This window comes from Pseudomonas sp. NPDC087612 (genome assembly GCF_044743505.1).
Taxonomy (GTDB): Bacteria; Pseudomonadota; Gammaproteobacteria; order Pseudomonadales; family Pseudomonadaceae; genus Aquipseudomonas.
The window spans coordinates 127,870-145,549 of record NZ_JBIUWO010000011.1; the positions used below are offsets into that span (position 1 = coordinate 127,870).

At 64.4% G+C, this 17,680-nt stretch carries 17 protein-coding genes; 7 read left to right on the forward strand and 10 right to left on the reverse strand.

What is annotated here, in order from left to right; translation table 11 throughout:
* The first annotated feature begins 20 nt into the window (after positions 1-20).
* The gene (locus ACIOVF_RS22370) at positions 21-347 is read left to right on the forward strand and encodes a DUF1820 family protein (RefSeq protein WP_010222917.1); all 327 of its coding nucleotides are present in this window, start codon (positions 21-23) and stop codon (positions 345-347) included.
* Between the two features lie 7 nt (positions 348-354).
* Here the strand turns inward: ACIOVF_RS22370 and ACIOVF_RS22375 are convergent, their stop codons facing one another.
* The 4 genes from ACIOVF_RS22375 to ACIOVF_RS22390 form a co-directional block, all read right to left on the reverse strand.
* Positions 355-903: a tetratricopeptide repeat protein gene (locus tag ACIOVF_RS22375; RefSeq protein ID WP_045199838.1), complete on the reverse strand. Its 549-nt coding sequence runs from the start codon at positions 901-903 to the stop codon at positions 355-357.
* Between the two features lie 170 nt (positions 904-1,073).
* Positions 1,074-2,354, reverse strand: a complete 1,281-nt coding sequence (gene hemL / locus ACIOVF_RS22380) for a glutamate-1-semialdehyde 2,1-aminomutase (protein ID WP_045199836.1) — start codon at positions 2,352-2,354, stop codon at positions 1,074-1,076.
* 15 nt (positions 2,355-2,369) lie between these two features.
* Positions 2,370-2,996, reverse strand: coding sequence for a thiamine phosphate synthase (gene thiE / locus ACIOVF_RS22385; protein ID WP_401292534.1), 627 nt, complete (start codon positions 2,994-2,996; stop codon positions 2,370-2,372).
* A gap of 21 nt (positions 2,997-3,017) precedes the next feature.
* The gene (locus ACIOVF_RS22390) at positions 3,018-3,815 is read right to left on the reverse strand and encodes a hydroxymethylpyrimidine/phosphomethylpyrimidine kinase (protein WP_045199832.1); all 798 of its coding nucleotides are present in this window, start codon (positions 3,813-3,815) and stop codon (positions 3,018-3,020) included.
* A gap of 263 nt (positions 3,816-4,078) precedes the next feature.
* Between ACIOVF_RS22390 and ACIOVF_RS22395 the strand changes: the two genes are divergently transcribed.
* From ACIOVF_RS22395 to ACIOVF_RS22410, 4 genes are all read left to right on the forward strand, one after another.
* Positions 4,079-6,070, forward strand: a complete 1,992-nt coding sequence (locus ACIOVF_RS22395; protein WP_401292537.1) for a 7TM diverse intracellular signaling domain-containing protein — start codon at positions 4,079-4,081, stop codon at positions 6,068-6,070.
* Between the two features lie 83 nt (positions 6,071-6,153).
* Positions 6,154-7,806 carry an acyl-CoA dehydrogenase family protein gene (locus ACIOVF_RS22400; protein WP_401292540.1) on the forward strand — a complete coding sequence of 551 codons (1,653 nt, stop codon included), beginning with the start codon at positions 6,154-6,156 and terminating at the stop codon, positions 7,804-7,806.
* 32 nt (positions 7,807-7,838) lie between these two features.
* On the forward strand, positions 7,839-9,344 hold the full coding sequence (amn, locus tag ACIOVF_RS22405) for an AMP nucleosidase (protein ID WP_401292543.1): 1,506 nt from the start codon (positions 7,839-7,841) through the stop codon (positions 9,342-9,344).
* A gap of 6 nt (positions 9,345-9,350) precedes the next feature.
* Positions 9,351-9,980 (forward strand): pseudouridine synthase, encoded by a 630-nt coding sequence (locus ACIOVF_RS22410; RefSeq protein ID WP_045199823.1) that lies wholly within the window; start codon positions 9,351-9,353, stop codon positions 9,978-9,980.
* Here the strand turns inward: ACIOVF_RS22410 and ACIOVF_RS22415 are convergent.
* Together ACIOVF_RS22415 and ACIOVF_RS22420 are read right to left on the reverse strand one after the other, a co-directional pair.
* Positions 9,977-10,180, reverse strand: coding sequence for a DUF2788 domain-containing protein (locus tag ACIOVF_RS22415; RefSeq protein WP_010222926.1), 204 nt, complete (start codon positions 10,178-10,180; stop codon positions 9,977-9,979). The two genes, ACIOVF_RS22410 and ACIOVF_RS22415, sit on opposite strands and share 4 nt — an antisense overlap.
* A 55-nt stretch (positions 10,181-10,235) precedes the next feature.
* Complete coding sequence (locus ACIOVF_RS22420) at positions 10,236-10,712, reverse strand: Lrp/AsnC family transcriptional regulator (RefSeq protein WP_010222927.1); 477 nt, start codon at positions 10,710-10,712, stop codon at positions 10,236-10,238.
* 406 nt (positions 10,713-11,118) lie between these two features.
* Here ACIOVF_RS22420 and ACIOVF_RS22425 point away from each other — a divergent pair, with 406 nt between their 5' ends.
* Positions 11,119-11,868 carry a DUF6515 family protein gene (locus ACIOVF_RS22425; RefSeq protein WP_045199821.1) on the forward strand — a complete coding sequence of 250 codons (750 nt, stop codon included), beginning with the start codon at positions 11,119-11,121 and terminating at the stop codon, positions 11,866-11,868.
* A gap of 54 nt (positions 11,869-11,922) precedes the next feature.
* Here ACIOVF_RS22425 and ACIOVF_RS22430 read toward each other — a convergent pair whose 3' ends face one another.
* Positions 11,923-12,795: a cation diffusion facilitator family transporter gene (locus ACIOVF_RS22430; RefSeq protein ID WP_045199818.1), complete on the reverse strand. Its 873-nt coding sequence runs from the start codon at positions 12,793-12,795 to the stop codon at positions 11,923-11,925.
* A 25-nt stretch (positions 12,796-12,820) separates the two neighbouring features.
* Positions 12,821-13,240, reverse strand: coding sequence for a polyribonucleotide nucleotidyltransferase (locus ACIOVF_RS22435; RefSeq protein ID WP_401292549.1), 420 nt, complete (start codon positions 13,238-13,240; stop codon positions 12,821-12,823).
* Positions 13,241-13,358: 118 nt separating this feature from the next.
* On the opposite strand from ACIOVF_RS22435, the gene hrpB reads away from it, so the two are divergent.
* Positions 13,359-15,884, forward strand: a complete 2,526-nt coding sequence (hrpB, locus tag ACIOVF_RS22440; protein WP_401292552.1) for an ATP-dependent helicase HrpB — start codon at positions 13,359-13,361, stop codon at positions 15,882-15,884.
* On the opposite strand, the gene ACIOVF_RS22445 is transcribed toward hrpB, so the two are convergent.
* The gene (locus ACIOVF_RS22445; RefSeq protein WP_401292555.1) at positions 15,885-16,964 is read right to left on the reverse strand and encodes an endonuclease/exonuclease/phosphatase family protein; all 1,080 of its coding nucleotides are present in this window, start codon (positions 16,962-16,964) and stop codon (positions 15,885-15,887) included.
* An 11-nt stretch (positions 16,965-16,975) separates the two neighbouring features.
* Complete coding sequence (locus ACIOVF_RS22450; RefSeq protein ID WP_045199812.1) at positions 16,976-17,644, reverse strand: membrane protein; 669 nt, start codon at positions 17,642-17,644, stop codon at positions 16,976-16,978.
* Between the last annotated feature and the right edge of the window lie 36 nt (positions 17,645-17,680).

Here is a 17,680-nt window from a genome sequence, read left to right on the forward strand (position 1 = left end):
CTTGATTGTCCCCGCCCAAAATGACCAAACGCGAAGCTCCGATCTACAAAGTGATCTTTCTCAACCAGGGCCAGGTGTACGAGATGTACGCCAAACAGATCTACCAAAGCGATCTGTGGGGCTTCCTTGAGGTCGAGGAGTTTGTCTTTGGCGAGCGCACCCAGGTGGTGGTCGACCCGAGCGAAGAAAAGCTCAAGGCCCAGTTCGAAGGCGTGGTGCGCAGCTTTGTGCCGATGCATTCGATCGTGCGTATCGACGAGGTGGAGCGTCTGGGCACGCCGAAGATCAGCGAAGCACGCGGTACTGGCAATGTAATGCCATTCCCGATGCCAATGCCGGAAAAGTAAGCGGGGATCAGGGCAGCGGCGAGAAGGGCGTGCGGCCTTCGGCGGTCTGCAGCTCCAGCAGGTACTTGCGGAAAATCTGCCCCAGCACCTGGGTGGCGACTTCCAGTTCATCGCGGGGCATCTTCGCAGACACCTCGTCGGCCATGTCCAGGGCATCTTCGGCGCCGTTGACCGCCGCCATCTTCAGCACGATGTAGGCCTGCACATTGTTGGCCGCCACACCTTCACCCTTGTAGAACATGCTGCCCAGGCGGTATTGCGCCTCGGCGTGGCCTTGCAGCGAGGCTTGCTCGAAGTAGCTCAGGGCCTGGTTGAGGTCGCGCGGGGTGTTGGTGCCCTCGTAGTAGAACTCACCCAACTCGTACTGGGCCTGGGCATCCCCGGACTTTGCCGCGTCCTGGCAGGCGGCGAGGGCTTGCGGCAGGTCTTCGGGCTGGGAATCGAGGGTGCAGCGGCCCGTTGCCGGAATCAGCAACGAGTTACCGCCTGCCGTGGCCAGCAGGGGCTGAAGAAGCAACAGGCAGCCCAGGGCGAGGGCGCGGCCGGTGCGGTTCATGGGGATCGACATACCTCTGCAAAGCTGCGGCCAAAGTGTCTGGTGGCACATTATGGGATAAGCAGCGCCTACCTTACAAAGTCTTTACTCGATTTTCTGCTTTGCAAGGCCCCATCGCGGGGCAATCGTGCGCCTGCAGGCGCACGATTGCCCCGCGATGGTCCACTGAATTACAGCTTGGCAAACGCCTTCTCAGCCGCATCCAGGGTGATCTGCAGCTCGGTGTCACCGTGGGCGATCGAGGTAAAGCCGGCTTCGAAGGCGCTTGGCGCCAGGTACACGCCACCTTCGAGCATCAGGTGGAAGAAGCGCTTGAAGCGCTCGGCATCGCTGGCCATGACGTCATCGAAAGTAACGATATCGTCGGCGCCACTGAAGTACAGGCCGAACATGCCACCGGCCTGGGTGGTGACGAACGGGATGCCAGCAGCATCGGCGCGCTGTTGCAGGCCATCGAGCAGGCGGCTGGTGAAGGCGCTCAGCTCGTCATGAAAGCCCGGGCGGCTGATCAGCTTGAGGGTGGTCAGGCCGGCGGCCATGGCCAGCGGGTTGCCCGACAGGGTGCCGGCCTGGTAGACCGGGCCCAGCGGCGCGATCTGTTCCATGATCTTGCGCTTGCCGCCGAAGCAACCGACCGGCATGCCGCCGCCGACGATCTTGCCGAAGGTCGACAGGTCCGGAGTAACACCATAGTGCGCCTGGGCGCCACCCAGGGCGACGCGAAAGCCGGTCATCACTTCGTCGAAAATCAACACCACGCCATGCTTGTCACACAGCGTACGCAGGCCTTCGAGGAAGCCCGGCGCCGGTGGCACGCAGTTCATGTTGCCGGCTACCGGCTCGACGATGATGCAGGCGACCTCCTGGCCGACTTCGGCGAGCATCTTCTCGACCGCGTCGATGTCGTTGAACGGCAGGGTCAGGGTGTGTTTGGCGAAGGCTGCCGGCACGCCGGCCGAGCTTGGCACGCCCTGGGTCAATAGGCCGGAACCAGCTTTGACCAGCAGGCTGTCGGAGTGGCCGTGGTAGCAGCCTTCGAACTTGATGATGCTGTCGCGGCCGGTGTAGCCACGGGCCAGACGGATGGCGCTCATGGTCGCCTCGGTGCCGGAGCTGACCATGCGGACCATTTCCATCGAGGGCACGATCGAGCAGACCAGGTCAGCCATTTCGGTTTCCATGGCGGTTGGCGCGCCATAGGACAAACCGTGTTCCAGCTGCTTGCGCACCGAGTCGAGCACGTCCGGGTGGCTGTGGCCAAGGATCATCGGGCCCCAGGAACCAACGTAGTCGACGTAGCGTTTGTCATCTTCATCGGTGACATAGGCGCCAGCGGCATGCTTGAAGAACAGTGGCGTGCCGCCAACGCTCTTGAACGCCCGCACCGGCGAGTTGACGCCACCGGGGATGTGTTTCTGGGCGTTGGCAAACAGGGTTTCGGAACGAGACATGATGGGCTCTCTCAATCAGGCAGAAGCGAACAGGGCGTTGAAGGCGCGTGCACGGCGGGTGACTTCCTGCGTGCTGTCGGCGCCGAACAGGCCATGAATCACCGCCAGCAGGTCGGCGCCGTGGGCGACCAGCGGGGCGGCGTTGTCGAGGGTGATGCCGCCGATCACGCAGATCGGCAGCTTGATGCGGGTGCGCGCTTGTTCCAGCAAGGCGATGTCGGCGGCGGGCACGCCCGGCTTGGTCACCGAGTTGAAGAAGCGGCCAAAGGCGACGTAGCTGGCGCCTTCGCGGGCGGCCTGTTCGGCCAGCTCAAGCTGGGCATGGCAGGTCGAGCCGATGATCGCTTCGCGGCCGAGCAGGGTGCGCGCTGGCGTCAGCGGGCCATCGGTCTGGCCCAGGTGCACACCGACACCCAGGCGCGCGGCCAGCTCGGCATCGTCGTTGATGATCAGTTGGGTCTTGTAGCGTGCGCAAAGCTCGGCAAGGGCTTCGGCTTCGCGCAGCCGACGGGAATCGTCCTGGCTTTTGTCACGGTACTGCAGCAAGGTCACGCCGCCTTCAAGCGCCGCTTCGACATAGGGCAGGAACTTGCCGGCCAGCAACTGGCTGTCAGTGATGGCATACAGGCCGCGTAACTTCATGGTGTAGACCTCAAGCGAAGATCAGGAACAGAAATCCAGGGGCAGGCGGCGCGGCACGTACTGGCCTTTGCCCAGTTGCTCGGCGTCGCGCAGGGTCCGCCAGGTGTAGTCCAGGGCCGAACGCACCGCGCTTTGCAGTTGCTCGCCAAGGGCCAGGCGGCCGGCCAGGGCGCTGGCCAGGGTGCAGCCGGAACCGTGGTAGCTGCCGGGCAGGCGCTGGCAGGTCCAGGTATGACGCTGGCCGTCGCGGCTGTACAGGCGGTTGTGGATTTCGTGTTCGTCACCGTGACCGCCGGTGATCAGCAGGTGTCTGACAAACGGCAGGAGTTTTTCGGCGCATTCATCGGCGCTGCCGTCGGGCAGCTCGGCCAGGATGCGCGCTTCGGGAAGGTTGGGGGTAGCAATGGTTGCCAGCGGCAGCAGGCGTTCGCGCATGGCGTAGCCGACTTCATCCTTGCCCAGGCGTCCACCGCCGCCAGCGCGCAGGACCGGGTCGCAGACCAGCGGCAGGTGCGGGTGGGCACTGAGCAGTTCGACCACGGTATCGACCATTTCGGTCGAGCCGAGCATGCCCAGCTTGACCGCCGCTACGGTCGAATCGGCCAGCACGGCATTGGCCTGGGCCAGTACCCACTCGCGGTCGAGGACGCGGAAGTCAGTGACATTGACGGTATCCTGAACGGTCAGGGCGGTCACGGCCGGAGCGGCATGACAGCCTTGCGCAATCAGGGCTTCGATATCTGCCTGCAAGCCGGCACCGCCACTGGGGTCGTGGCCGGAGAGACAGAGGACAACGGGGCGGGAGCTGTAGGTATTCATGGTGCGCGAGCTTATCACCAAACGCTTTTGCTGGGTCCGCCCCGGCGCCGGGGATTTTTCAACGGGCGTTTGAACTGTACTTGTGAAATCGCTGAAAGTGGCGTTCTAGAGCCTTCTGCGTAAAGTTTTCAGTGGCATCTGGCAGGCTCGGAAAGCTATGCTAGAGTGCTCGAATAAACCGATAACGGTTACTGCCGGATTGCATCGCCTCAAACGGACAGGAGGCTACGCGACGCGACCGGGACAGGCCATGCTGGGGCTGTATGCGCTATTTGCTGATTGTTGTGCTGGGCTGGTTGCCGTTACTGGCCCCGGCGGTCGATTTCGACGACTCCACCCGCAGCTTGCCGCTGGGGCAAGTGATGCAAGTGTTCGAAGACCGCGATGGCAATGCCAGCATTGCGCAGGTCAGTGCGCCCTCGTTCGCCGAGCATTTTCGCCCGCACCGGGCCGAGGTCCTCAACGCCGGTTACTCCACCTCGGTGTTCTGGCTGAAAGTCCAGCTGCGCTACACCGCCTTGCCCTCGGCTGCGCCCCGCGCCTGGTTGCTGGAACTGGCCTACCCGCCGCTCGATCACCTGGAACTCTACCTGGCCGACGCCAGCGGCACCTTCCACCTGGCCCAGCGCACCGGCGACGCCTTGCCCTATGCCAGCCGGCAGATCAAACAGAACAACTACCTGTTCGAATTACCGTTCACCCCCGGCCAGACCACCACCGCTTATTTGCGCCTGCACAGCGAAGGTTCGGTGCAAGCGCCGCTGACCCTGTGGTCGGCCCAGGCCTACCTCGAAGCACAGCCCACCCGCTTGTACGTGTTGGGCCTGATCTACGGCGTATTGCTGGGGATGCTGGTGTACAACCTGTTCATCTACCTGAGCGTACGCGACACCAGTTACCTGTATTACATCCTCTACATCGCCTCGTTCGGCCTGTACCAGGTGTCGGTCAACGGCGCTGGCGTGGCGTATTTCTGGCCGGACAGTCCCTGGTGGGCGAACGCCGCCACGCCGATGTTCATCGGCGCGGCAGGTTTGTTCGGTTGCCAGTTTGCCCGCAGTTTCCTGCAATTGAGCAATCACAGCCGTGTCTTCGATGCAGTGCTCAAGGTGCTGATGGGCTGCGGCGCGCTGGTCATGCTGTTGTCGCTGACCAGCAGCTACGGTGTTGCCCTGCGCCTGGCCACCGCCTTGGCCCTGCTGTTTACTGTGTGCATTTTCGCCGCCGGGATTTTCGCCTGGCGCCGCGGTTTGCGCGTGGCCCGCTACTTCATCATCGCCTGGTCGGCATTCTTGCTCGGCGGCCTGGTCAACACCCTGATGGTGCTGGGTTACCTGCCGAACGTGTTCCTGACCATGTATGCCAGCCAGATCGGTTCGGCGCTGGAGGTCGGCCTGTTGTCCCTGGCGCTGGCCGACCGCATCAACAGCATGCGCGACGAGCAGGCCCGCACCCTGCGCGAAACTGGCCGCACCCTTGAACAGCTCAACATCGAGCTGGCCAACAGCAACCGCCTCAAGGATCAGTTCCTGGCCACTGTCACCCATGAGTTGCGCACGCCGATGAACGGTGTGATCGGTTCGCTGGAACTGATGCAGACCATACCGCTGGACGGCGAGCTGGCCCAGTATCAGCACACCGCAAGCTCTGCGGCCCAGGACATGATGGGCATGGTCGACGACATCCTCATCCTCACCGAGCTGCAGGCCGGCCGCCTCAGCGCGCAAAATGCACCGTTCAGCCTGCGCTCGCTGCTGCAGGAAGTGCGTGCCGAATACGCCGCGCCGGCCATGGCCAAGGGCTTGTACCTGAGCCTGGATATCCCGGCGGAGCTGCCTGACGTACTGATCGGCGATCGACACAAGCTGGCCATGTGCCTGGGTTACCTGATGGACAACGGCATCAAATTCACCCACCAGGGTGGAGTCATGTTGCAGGCCCGCGGCACACGGCTGGGGCCGGACCTGTTGGGCCTGAGCATCAGTGTCAGCGACAGCGGCATCGGTTTTGACTGCCTGGACGAAGCCACGCTGTACCAGCGCTTCTTCCAGGTCGACGGTTCGATGACCCGTGAATACGGCGGCTTGGGCATTGGCCTGGCGATTTGCCGGCAGCTGGTCGAGTTGATCGGTGCACGCCTGCAGCACGAATCCAACCCGGGCCTGGGCAGCCGTTTCGAGCTGAACCTGAGCGTGCCCTTGAGCCCGCCCCAGGCGCAGTTGGGCATGCCTCGGCCAGGGTTAAACCACGGCTAGTTAGGCGTTTTTGTCACTTTGACAGGGGGGCAGGGCGTGATTCACTGAAAATTCAGTCACGCCAGGATCCAGGAGGCCCCTCGATGAACCTGCACCAGTACGCTGAAACCCATGAGGTCACCAACCAGCCACCGTCCCTGGACGGGGCCAACCTGTACCGCATCGACCTGCCACTGCAGGAATGGTCGCGGCGCTACGGGGCGGGTTGGGCGCAGGAGCGCATCGACGCGTACGGTGCCCTGGCCGGCGGGCCGCTGATGGCCGCAGGCTTTCTGGCCAACCAGAACAAGCCGCAGTTCAGCAGCCATGACCGCTATGGCCATCGCATCGACCTGGTGGAGTTCCATCCGGCCTATCATGAACTGATGCGCACGGCCATCGAGCATGGCCTGCCGTCCTTGCCCTGGACCGACCCGCGTGAAGGCGCGCATGTCGCCCGCGCCTCGATGACCTACCTGCACAGCCAGGCCGAAGCCGGTAGTGGTTGCCCGCTGACCATGACCTTTGCCGCGGTGCCGGCGCTCAAGCTGCAGCCGGAGCTGGCCGAGTACTGGCTGCCGAAAGTGCTGGCCACCGAGTACGACCCGCGCAACCTCGGCGATCGCCACAAGGCCGGCGTGACCCTGGGCATGGCCATGACCGAGAAGCAGGGCGGCACCGATGTGCGTGCCAACACCACCCGCGCCTATCCGGTGGGAGCACCCGGCCCGGGCCAGGCCTATGAGCTGGTCGGGCATAAATGGTTCTGTTCGGCGCCGATGTGTGATGCCTTCCTGGCCCTGGCGCAGACTGACAAGGGCTTGAGCTGCTTCCTGCTGCCGCGCCACCGCCCGGATGACAGCCGCAACCAGTTCTATATCCAGCGCCTGAAGAACAAGCTCGGCAACTGCTCCAACGCCTCCAGCGAGGTCGAGTTCCGTGGTGCCCTGGCCTGGATGATCGGCGAAGAAGGCCGCGGCGTGCCGACCATCATCGAGATGGTGGCCATGACCCGCTTCGACTGCATGGTCGGCTCCAGCGCCCTGATGCGTCAGGCCCTGACCCAGGCTGCCCATCATTGCGCCCATCGCCAGGTCGGCGGGCGCTTGCTGGCCGAGCAGCCATTGATGCAGAACGTGTTGGCCGATCTGGCCCTGGAAAGCGAAGCGGCGCTGGCCCTGAGCCTGCGCATGGGCCGTGCCCTCGACCAGCCGGATGATCCGCACCAGGCGCGTTTTGCCCGCTTGATTACCGCCGTGGGCAAGTACTGGATCTGCAAGCGTGCGCCGGCAATGATCAACGAAGCGGCCGAATGCATGGGCGGCGCCGGTTATGTCGAAGACAGCATCCTGCCGCGGCTGTACCGCGAAGCGCCGGTCAACTCGACCTGGGAAGGTTCGGGCAATGTCCAGTGTCTGGACGTGTTGCGGGCACTGTCCAAGGAGCCAGGTGTGCTCGACACGTTGTTCGCCGAGCTCGGTGATGGCCACGGCGACCCGCGCCTGGCCGCACATATCGGTAACCTCAAGGCGGCCTTTGCCGACACCGCGGACATCCAGTACCGCGCCCGCCAGCTCACCGAAGACATCGCCGTCGGCCTGCAGGCCAAGCTGCTGCTCGAAGCCGGTAACGCCGCGGTCAGCGATGCCTTTATTGCCAGCCGCCTGGGCGGCAATGGCCGGGTGTATGGCGTACTGCCCCGTGGTGTCGACGTCGCCGCGCTGGTGCAACGCTCGACCCCGAACTGGCCGCTCTAACGTGCGTGCCTTTGCCGCCGGATATAGGCAAGATGGGCGTATGCATGTCAGACAGGAAGTACATTGTGAGCCGTACTGATGAAGCCTTCGTTGTCGTAGCAACCGCCGAGCAGGCCGTCGATCGCCTCGCCGCCCTGCACGAACAAGCCACCGCGGCCCTGAGCCAGGCGCTCAAGCGCTACCTCAAGGACCGTACCGAGCCGGATGCCGAGGAGCGCGCACTGTTCCGCTACCCCGAGCTGCGCCTGACCTACCAGTACCATGGCGAAGTGCCGGCGATCACCCGCGCCTATGCCAAGGTCCAGTTGCCGGGCACCTACAGCGTGACCGTGACCCAGCCGGCGGCGTTCCGGGCTTACCTGCTGGAGCAATTGAAGCCGCTGATGCGCGACTTCACCGTCACGGTTGAAGTGGGCGTCAGCCAGCAGAACATTCCTTACCCCTATGTGGTCGAGCAGGGCGATGAGCTGGCCGGTACGGGCATTACGGCTGCGGCGCTGGCGCGGGTGTTCCCCAGCACCGATCTTTCTGCCGCCACCGACGGCATCGCTGACGGCCTGTACGACTGGGCCAACGTCGACCCGTTGCCGCTGGCGCTGTTCGACGCCGCGCGGGTGGATTTTTCCCTGCGCCGCCTGGTGCATTACACCGGCAGCGACTGGCGCCATGTGCAGCCGTGGATCCTGCTGACCAACTACCACCGCTATGTCGACCAGTTCATCAGCCACGGCCTTGAGCGGTTGCGTGACGACCCGCGTTTCGTACGCATGGTCCTGCCCGGCAACGTGATCATCGAAAAGGCCATGGACAACGGTGAAGCCCAGGCCCTGGTTGCCGGAGTGGTGTGGCACCGCTACCAGATGCCGGCCTACCACCTGATCGCCGCTGATGGCGACGGCATCACCCTGGTCAACATCGGCGTCGGCCCGTCCAACGCCAAGAACATCACCGACCACCTGGCGGTACTGCGCCCGCATTGCTGGCTGATGATCGGCCACTGTGGCGGCCTGCGCCAATCGCAGACCATCGGCGACTACGTGCTGGCCCACGCCTACATGCGCCGCGACGGGATTCTCGACCGGGTAGTACCGCCGAACATTCCGATTCCGGCCCTGGCCGAAGTGCAACTGGCCCTGCAGGAAGCGGCGGCGCAGGTGACCGGCGAGCGTGGCGACGAGCTGAAAAAGCGCCTGCGCACCGGCACCGTGCTGACCTACGACGACCGTAACTGGGAGTTGCGCTGGGCGCAGGAACGGCCGTTGATCAACCTGTCGCGGGCGGTGGCGGTGGACATGGAAAGCGGCACCATCGCCGCCCAGGGCTATCGTCTGCGGGTACCGTACGGCACTTTGCTGTGCGTTTCCGACAAGCCGCTGCACAGCGAGATCAAACTGCCGGGGGCTGCCAACGCCTTCTACAACCGGGCGGTCAGCCAGCACTTGAAGATCGGCATCGCTGCCCTCGACCTGCTGCGTACCGAGCTCAACTCGCTGCACTCGCGTAAACTGCGCAGTTTTGACGAGCCGCCGTTCCGCTGAGGCCCCATGTCGTTACCCCCACGCTCCAAGCCGCGGCGCCCCGCGGCCAAACCCGCCGGCCCGCGTCGCCACGCCAAGGCGCCGCCGGCCGAGCCGCGGTTGATCCTGTTCAACAAGCCCTTTGACGTGCTGACCCAGTTCAGCGACGGCGAAGGGCGCGCGACCCTCAAGGACTTCATCGCCATCCCCGGCATCTACCCGGCTGGGCGCCTGGACCGTGACAGCGAGGGCCTGCTGCTGTTGACCAACGACGGCCAGTTGCAGGCGCGGATCGCCGACCCCAGGCACAAGCTGGCGAAAACCTATTGGGTACAGGTAGAAGGGGAGCCGAGCGAGGAGCAACTGCAGCGTTTGCGCGATGGCGTCGAGCTCAACGACGGCCCGACCTTGCCGGCCCAGGCCCGTCAGCTCGACGAGCCCGAACTGTGGCCACGCAACCCGCCGGTACGCTTTCGCAAAAGCGTACCGACAAGCTGGCTGGAGCTGGTCATCAAGGAAGGGCGCAACCGTCAGGTGCGGCGCATGACCGCTGCCGTCGGCTTGCCGACCCTGCGCCTGGTGCGCGTGCGGATCGGCGACTGGAGCCTGGATGGCCTCGATCAGGGCCAGTGGCGGGAAGTCCCGGCCAGGCTTTAGACGCCTTCGATGAAGCCGATCACCACGCTTTTGATGATGAAGGCGAGGATGCCCAGGCCCAGCACGAAAAACAGGATGAAGGTGCCGAACTTGCCGGCCTTGGATTTTTTCGCCAGGTCCCAGACGATAAAACCCATGAAACCAATCAGGATGGTGACCAGGATGGTCATCATCCATTCTTCGAACAACGCAGGATCCATCGATACTCTCCGGCAGGTTGAGGCGCGCGATTATACGCCGCCGTTGCCAGCCTGACTAACGCAGGTGCGTGAGCGGCAGTTCGGTGCTGGCCAGTACCTGGTTGAGAACAAAGCTGGAGCGCACGCTGGTCACGCCTTCGATACGGGTCAGGTGGCCGAGCAGCAACTGCTGGTAATGGTCCATGTCGGGCACCACGACTTTCAGTTGGTAGTCGGCATCCATTCCGGTCACCAGGCTGCATTCGAGCACCTGCGGCAGGCTGCGGATCGCCGCCTCGAAGGTCTCGAAACGCTCGGGAGTGTGCCGGTCCATGCCGATCAGCACATAGGCGGTCAGGCTCAGGCCGAGCTTCTTGCGGTCGAGCAGGGCGACCTGGCGGGCAATATAACCGTCGTCTTCCAGTTGCTTGACCCGACGCGAGCAGGGCGAAGGTGACAGGCCGATGCGTTCGGCCAGTTCCTGGTTGGAGATACGCGCGTCGCGCTGCAATTCGGCAAGAATGCTCAGGTCATAACGGTCGAGCTTGCTCATGGGATTGGCCTTTTCTGTTTCGATTGCGTCGAATTATCAATCTGTAGGCAAAAATTGCGCAAGTGATATTTAAATGAGCAATCTTCGCAATCCTCTGCCGCTGCCATCGCCGTATTCTTATCACCAGAATCACTGCCCGGACATCAGTCCAGTGCGGCGGGCCGAATCAGGCCAGCTGCGGCCAGCAACCCCACCAGGTTGTGCTCGGCCCCCGGGCTACACACTGTCCACAAGACGGCGTGAGGTGAGCCGGTGTCACAAGCGCCGAGCACGGACAAAATTCTCAAAGGGAGACCCCAGGGTCTCCCTTTTTTATTACTCAAATTTCATCTGGCGGCCGATAACCCCTGGCAGACGGCCTGATAGAGTAATCACAGGCCCCTTGTTATCGGTCCGAGAGGAAAGTATGAAGTCGCGTGTCTGGGGTATGGCGGGTGTGGGTGTGCTGTGCATGAGTGTCAATCTGCCGCTGCTGGCTGAGGGGCAGGGAGCTTCACCCCTGCAGTCGCGGCCCGATGAAGTGCGCCAGACCCAGGAGCCACGCACCGGCTATTACCAGGATATCCCGCGGCGCAACGACAACCGCTATTACCACGCCGGTGGCGGCGGGCATGGGAATGGCCACGGCAATGGCTGGGGGCCGGGGCCGCAATACCGCCCGGGGCAAACCATCGAACACTTCCCCGAGCAGTACTGGAAGGTGCCCTATCGCGGGCATGACTACTTCTATTCCGGCGGTTACTGGTATCGCCCGCAAGGCCCGCGTTATGTGGTGGTGACTCCGCCCTATGGCGTGCGGGTCAACTACCTGCCCGACTATGCCCAGCAAGTGTGGATAGGCAGTGCGCTGTTCTTTCTGGCGGCAGGGACGTATTACCAGTACCTGGAAGACAGCCGCGAGTACGTGGTGGTCAACCCGCCGGCGGCCAGTACGCCGGCCCGAAGCGGCCCAGGTTATGACGTGATTGCTTATCCCGCGCAGGGCCAGAGCCCGCAGCAGCTTGATCGCGACCGCTACGAATGCCATCGCTGGGCGGTGCAGCAGACCGGTTTTGACCCGGCTGCGGCCAGCTACGCGCCGTCGGCGCAGGTGGCCGATAACTATCGGCGGGCGCAGAGTGCTTGTTTGAGCGGGCGGGGGTATAGCGTCAACTGAACCGGGGGCTGCTGCGCTGCCCCTCGCTGGCAAAGAGCAGCCTTGCCAACTGCCTCACATCACCGGATCAGCATGCACCAGCACTTCAGCCTTGGGGTACTTGCTGTTGATCGCCGCCGCTGCCTGGTCACACAAGGCATGGGCCTGGGTCAGCGGCAGGTCCCCGGGCAACTCCAGGTGCAATTGCACGAACCAGTGGCTACCCGACACCCGCGTACGCAAGTCGTGGGCGCCGCGCACCCCCGGCACACTGCAGGCCAGCGCGAGCATCTGTTCGCTGATGTCGCCCGGCAGCTCCTGGTCCATCAGGATCGAGCTGCTCTCGCGGGCAATCTGGAGGGCGCTCCAGAGGATGTACAGGGCAATGCCCAGACCGAAGATTGCATCCAGCTGTGGCCAGCCAAAGCGCGCCAGCACCAGGGCAACGAGGATGCTGCCGTTGAGCAGCAGGTCGGAGCGATAGTGCAGTGAATCGGCGCGCACCGCTGTCGAGCCGGTGATGCGGATCACCTTGCCCTGCAGCATCAGCAAGGCAATGGTCAGCACCAGCGACAATAGCATCACCGCAATGCCGATGCCGGTGTCACCCAGAGGCTGCGGATTCTGCAGCCGCTCAACCGCCTGCACGCCGATCAGCACCGCGCTGACGCCGATGAACAGCGCCTGGGCCATGCCGGCCATGGCCTCGGCCTTGCCGTGGCCGTAACGGTGGTCGTCATCGGCCGGGCGCAGGGCGTAGTGCACCGCCAGCAGGTTGAGGAACGAGGCGACGCCATCGAGCGCCGAGTCGGTCAACCCGGCCAGCAGGCTGACCGAACCGCTGAGCCACCAGGCCAGCGCCTTGGTCAGGATCAGGATACTGGCCACCGCCAGCGATGCGCGGGTGGCCAGGCGCAGCAGGCGTTGGTGTTCAGCCGAGGGAGTCATGCCTAAAGTGGCTTCCTGTCAGAGATCAAGCAGCGGGCTTGAGGCCGTACATGGCCAGTTGCTCGACACTGCCCTTGTGCTGGATCAGGCGCGGGTCGTTGAGCGGCAGGCGCTGGCCCAGTTCGCTTTCGAGAATAGCCTGCAGCTTGCTGTTGTCGACCTTGCCGTCGGTGCTGATGGCCTGGTTGAGTTTTTCAGGCGCGACCTGGGCGGTGGTGCCGCCGGGCAGGTAGATGGCGCCGGTGGCGAAGTCGATGCCGAAAGCGATCAGGCCCGGGATCACATAGAAAAGAATGCCGATGGCGTCGAGGGCAGCGACCACCGGGTCGATCTTGCCTTCGATCTGGCCGCGCCGGTCAGGGAAGAACAGGGTGCCGCAGGCGGTCAGTTGGCTGAGCAGGGTGGCGATCACGACGCCGCCAATGACACGGGAGGGAATACGCATGGAAGTCTCCGGAATGAAGGCGACAAAGATACAGGCAAAGAGCCTGTATCTACAGCTAAGACCATGATAAGGCAGGCTCGGTTCGCCGTTATACTCGGCGGATTGTTTGAGGGCCACCATGAAATCATTACCGATCGATGCCGTACTGCCAGCCTTGCGCGCCGCCTTGAGCCAGCGCCACGAAGCGGTGCTCGAAGCGCCCCCTGGCGCCGGCAAGACCACCCGCGTACCGCTGGCGCTGCTCGATGAGCCGTGGCTGGCCGGGCAGCGCATCCTCATGCTCGAACCTCGGCGCCTGGCGGCGCGGGCGGCGGCCGAACGGCTGGCCAGCGAGCTGGGTGAGCAGGTCGGGCAAACGGTTGGTTACCGCATCCGCCTGGACAGCAAGGTCGGGCCGAACACGCGCATCGAGGTGGTCACCGAAGGGATTCTCACCCGCCGCCTGCAGGCCGATCCGGCGCTGGACGGAGTGGGCCTGCTGATCTTCGACGAATTCCACGAGCGCAGCCTCGATGCTGACCTGGCCCTGGCCCTGAGCCTCAATGGTCGCGAATTGTTGCGTGACGACCCGCCGCTGAAAATCCTGCTGATGTCGGCGACCCTTGAGGGCGAGCGCCTGTCGAGCCTGCTCGACGATGCTCCGGTGGTCAGCAGCGAAGGGCGCATGTACCCGGTGGATATTCGCTGGAGCCGGCCGTTCCAGGCAGGCGAGTTCATCGAGCCGCGGGTGGTCGATACGGTGCTGCAGGCCATCAGCGACGAGTCGGGCAGCGTGCTGGTGTTCCTGCCGGGGCAGGCGGAGATTCGCCGCGTGCATCAGTCACTGCAGGAGGTCCTGGGCGAGCGCCGCGATATCCTCCTGTGCCCGCTGCATGGCGAGCTCGATCTCAATGCCCAGCGCGCCGCCATCGACACCCCAGCCGCCGGCCTGCGCAAGGTGGTGCTGGCGACCAACATCGCCGAGACCAGCCTGACTATCGACGGTGTGCGCGTGGTGGTCGATGCGGGCCTGGCGCGGGTGCCGCGCTTTGATCCTGGCAGCGGCATGACCCGCCTGGACACCCAGCGCATCTCCCGCGCCAGCGCCACCCAGCGTGCTGGCCGCGCTGGGCGCCTGGAGCCCGGCGTGTGTTATCGCTTGTGGTCCGAAGCCCAGCACGAGCAACTGGCGGCCTATGGCGCGGCCGAAATTCTCCAGGCTGACCTGGCTGGATTGGCCCTGCAACTGTCGCGCTGGGGCGTTACCCCCGAACAACTGCGCTGGCTCGATCAGCCACCTGCGGCCGCCTATGGCCAGGCGCTGGAGCTGTTGCAGCGCCTGGGCGCATTCAAGGCCGACAGCCCGGACAGCCTCAGCGCCCACGGCCAGGCCATGGCCGAACTGCCGGCGCATCCGCGCATCGCCCACCTGCTGTTGCGCGGCCAGGACCTGGGCCTGACCGACATGGCCTGCGATGTCGCCGCATTGCTCGGTGAACGCGACATTCTGCGCGGCGGCGGTGCCGACCTGCACAGTCGCCTGGCCCTGCTCAGCGGTGAAACCCGCGCGGCCAAAGGCGCGCAGGGCGGTGTGCAGCGCGCCCGGCAACTGGCCCGCCAGTACCGCGGTTACCTGCGCGGCAAAGCCACTGCAGCCGTCGCCGACCCCGAGCATTCGCGCTGGCTCGGCGCCCTGCTGGCACTGGCTTATCCCGACCGCGTTGCGCAGCAGCGGCGTGCCGGCGGTGCGGAATATCGCCTGGCCAACGGTCGCGCTGCGTTGTTTGGCGAAGCCGATGCCTTGATGAAACATTCGTGGCTGGTGATCGCCGATCTGGGCAGCCGTCAGGGCCAGCGCGAGGAGCGCATTTACCTGGCCGCCGATTTCGACCCGGCGCTGTTCGACGGGGTGCTGGCCGAACAGGTGCGCAGCCTGGATATCCTTGACTGGGACGAACGCGAGAACGTTTTGCGTGCCGAGCGTCAGCGCAAGGTCGGTGAGCTGGTGCTCAGCCGCGAGCCTTTGACCGGCCTGGATGAAGACGCCCGCGCCAAGGCACTGCTGGAACTGGTGCGGCGCAAGGGTCTGGAGTTGCTGTCGTGGACGCCCGAGCTGCGCCAGTGGCAGGCGCGGGTGGCGCTGTTGCGCCAGCTCGACCTGGCAAGCCGTGGTGAAAGCGAGTGGCCGGACCTGGGTGATGCCGCGCTGCTGGCGAACCTGTCCGAGTGGTTGCAACCCTACCTGGGCAAGGTCACCCGCCTGAGCCATTTTGCCCAGCTCGACCTCGCGTCGATCTTGCGCAACCTGCTGCCCTGGCCGCTACCCCAGCGCCTGGATGAGCAGGCGCCGGTGCACCTGAGTGTGCCCTCGGGTTCGAACATTCGCCTGGACTACAGCGAAACCCCGCCGATTCTCGCTGTGCGTCTGCAGGAACTGTTCGGCCTGGCCGAAACTCCGCGCATCGCCCAGGGCCGTCAGCAAGTCCTGCTGCATTTGCTGTCGCCCGCGCGCAGGCCGGTACAGGTGACCCAGGATCTGGCCAACTTCTGGCGCAGTACCTATGCCGAAGTGAAGAAAGACCTCAAAGGGCGCTACCCCAAGCACTATTGGCCGGATGACCCGTTGGTGGCCGAAGCCACGGCTCGGGCCAAGCCGCGCAAGTAGTCACGGCTGCGCAGGCAACAGCAGGCGCGCCGTCACTGGCAGGTGATCGGAAATCTCCAGGGTGTCCTGCTGAATCACCCGAGCCCCCAGACGCTGCAGTTTCGGGCTGTGGAACAGGTAGTCGAGGGTGCGGTCCGGGCCTTGCAGGTTGCGGTCGTTGGGGTAGTGGGTCAGCCAGGCCGCGCGGTCGGCGCCGCTGGCTTCGGCGTTGCTGGGGATCATCGGGTATTTGTCCCAGAGCAGATGCAGGTCGCTGTCGGCACCGTACTGGCCGCGCAGTGCGGCCGGCAGGCGGCGGTACTGGCCGAGCGGCAGCAGGTTGAAGTCGCCGCCGATCAACCACGGCGTGCCTTGGCTTTCCAGCTTGTCGAGCAGGCGCGTCACCTGTTGCACCTGCTGGCGCTGGATATCGCTGCCGGCTTCGAAGGTCGCCAGGTGGGTGTTGAGCACCGCCAGCTGGCCGCCATCGCGCAGCGGCAGGTAGCTGGCAACAATCGCCTGCTGCGGTTGCAGCAAGCGCTGCCAGGCATTGCTGGCGTCGACCGGCAATTGCAGGCGCTCGGCCTGCTTGATCGGGTAGCGGCTCAGGGTCGCCAGGCTGCGGCCGACACTGCCGAAGATGTGCCAGTCGGGGACGAAATCGGCTTTCCAGTCGTAGGCCTGCACCGCGCAGGGGTAAATATCCACCAGCCGTTCGCGCAGCAGTGCCAGTTGGTCTTGGTAGCCGCTGGCCTTGGCGTTGTTGTCCAGTTCCTGGAGCAGGACGATGTCCGGCTGCTCAGCGCGGATTACCCGCGCCACTTCATCAAGGTTGAAGGCGAGGTCTTCAGGGGTAGGGCGGGTGTCGTCGCCGCGGCCCTGGTCGTACCAGAATACGTAGCGCTTGCCGGCCAGGTACTGCACGTTCCAGGTCATCACCTTGAGCACCTGGCCGGGTACCAGCGCCGCCGTGCTGGCCCGGCAACTGACCGCCAGGCTCTCGCGCGGTTCAGGTTGCCAGCTCAGCTGGCTGGCCAGCAGCCACAGCAGGGCGATCACAACAAGCAGGGTCAGCAGGGCGTTGCGCAGTAGTCGGGTCATCGGCTAACCAGTCAGGACAGCGGTGGCTCTGTCGCCGGTTCGCTGACCAGCATGTACAGGCGGAACATCACTACGGTGCTGAACAGCTGCAAAAAGCCGTTGCCGCTATCCAGGGCCAGTTGCGCCAGCGGCGACGGCTCGGGCACCAGCATCATGCTCAGGCCGTCGATCAGCCACAGCACTGCCATTACGCCGAGGACGCAACTGAAGATGCGCCAGAAGTTGCCGGTGGTCATCTGGAAACTGGTACGCATGGCTTCGATCGGTGGCTGGCCGCGCAATACCAGGGCGTATTCGGCAAACACCAGGTGGATCATCACCCAGATGCCGGGAATGATGAACAGCGCGGCGCCGGCCATGATCAGCAACGAGCTGAGCATCACCATCAGCGCAAACGACGGCCACAGGCGCAAGGCCATGGCCAGCAGGTTGCGCTTGAGCGGGGCGTAGCCGTTGCTGCGGCTGTCGAGGTAGAGGATCAGCGCGGCGCTGTACAGCGGGTAGAACAGCAGGCTGACCAGCATGCCGTAGCCTGGCGAGGCGTCCTTGCCCAGTTGCTGGTACAGCAACTGGGCGCACAGGGCTTCGAGCACCACCAGCGGCAGGCACAACTGGGCAATGCTCAGCAGGTGACGGCGGAAGAAATACAGGGAGTCGCGCAGAACACTAAGCGGATTCATCGGTCGATATCGCATTGAATAAAAGCAGGGCGTCAC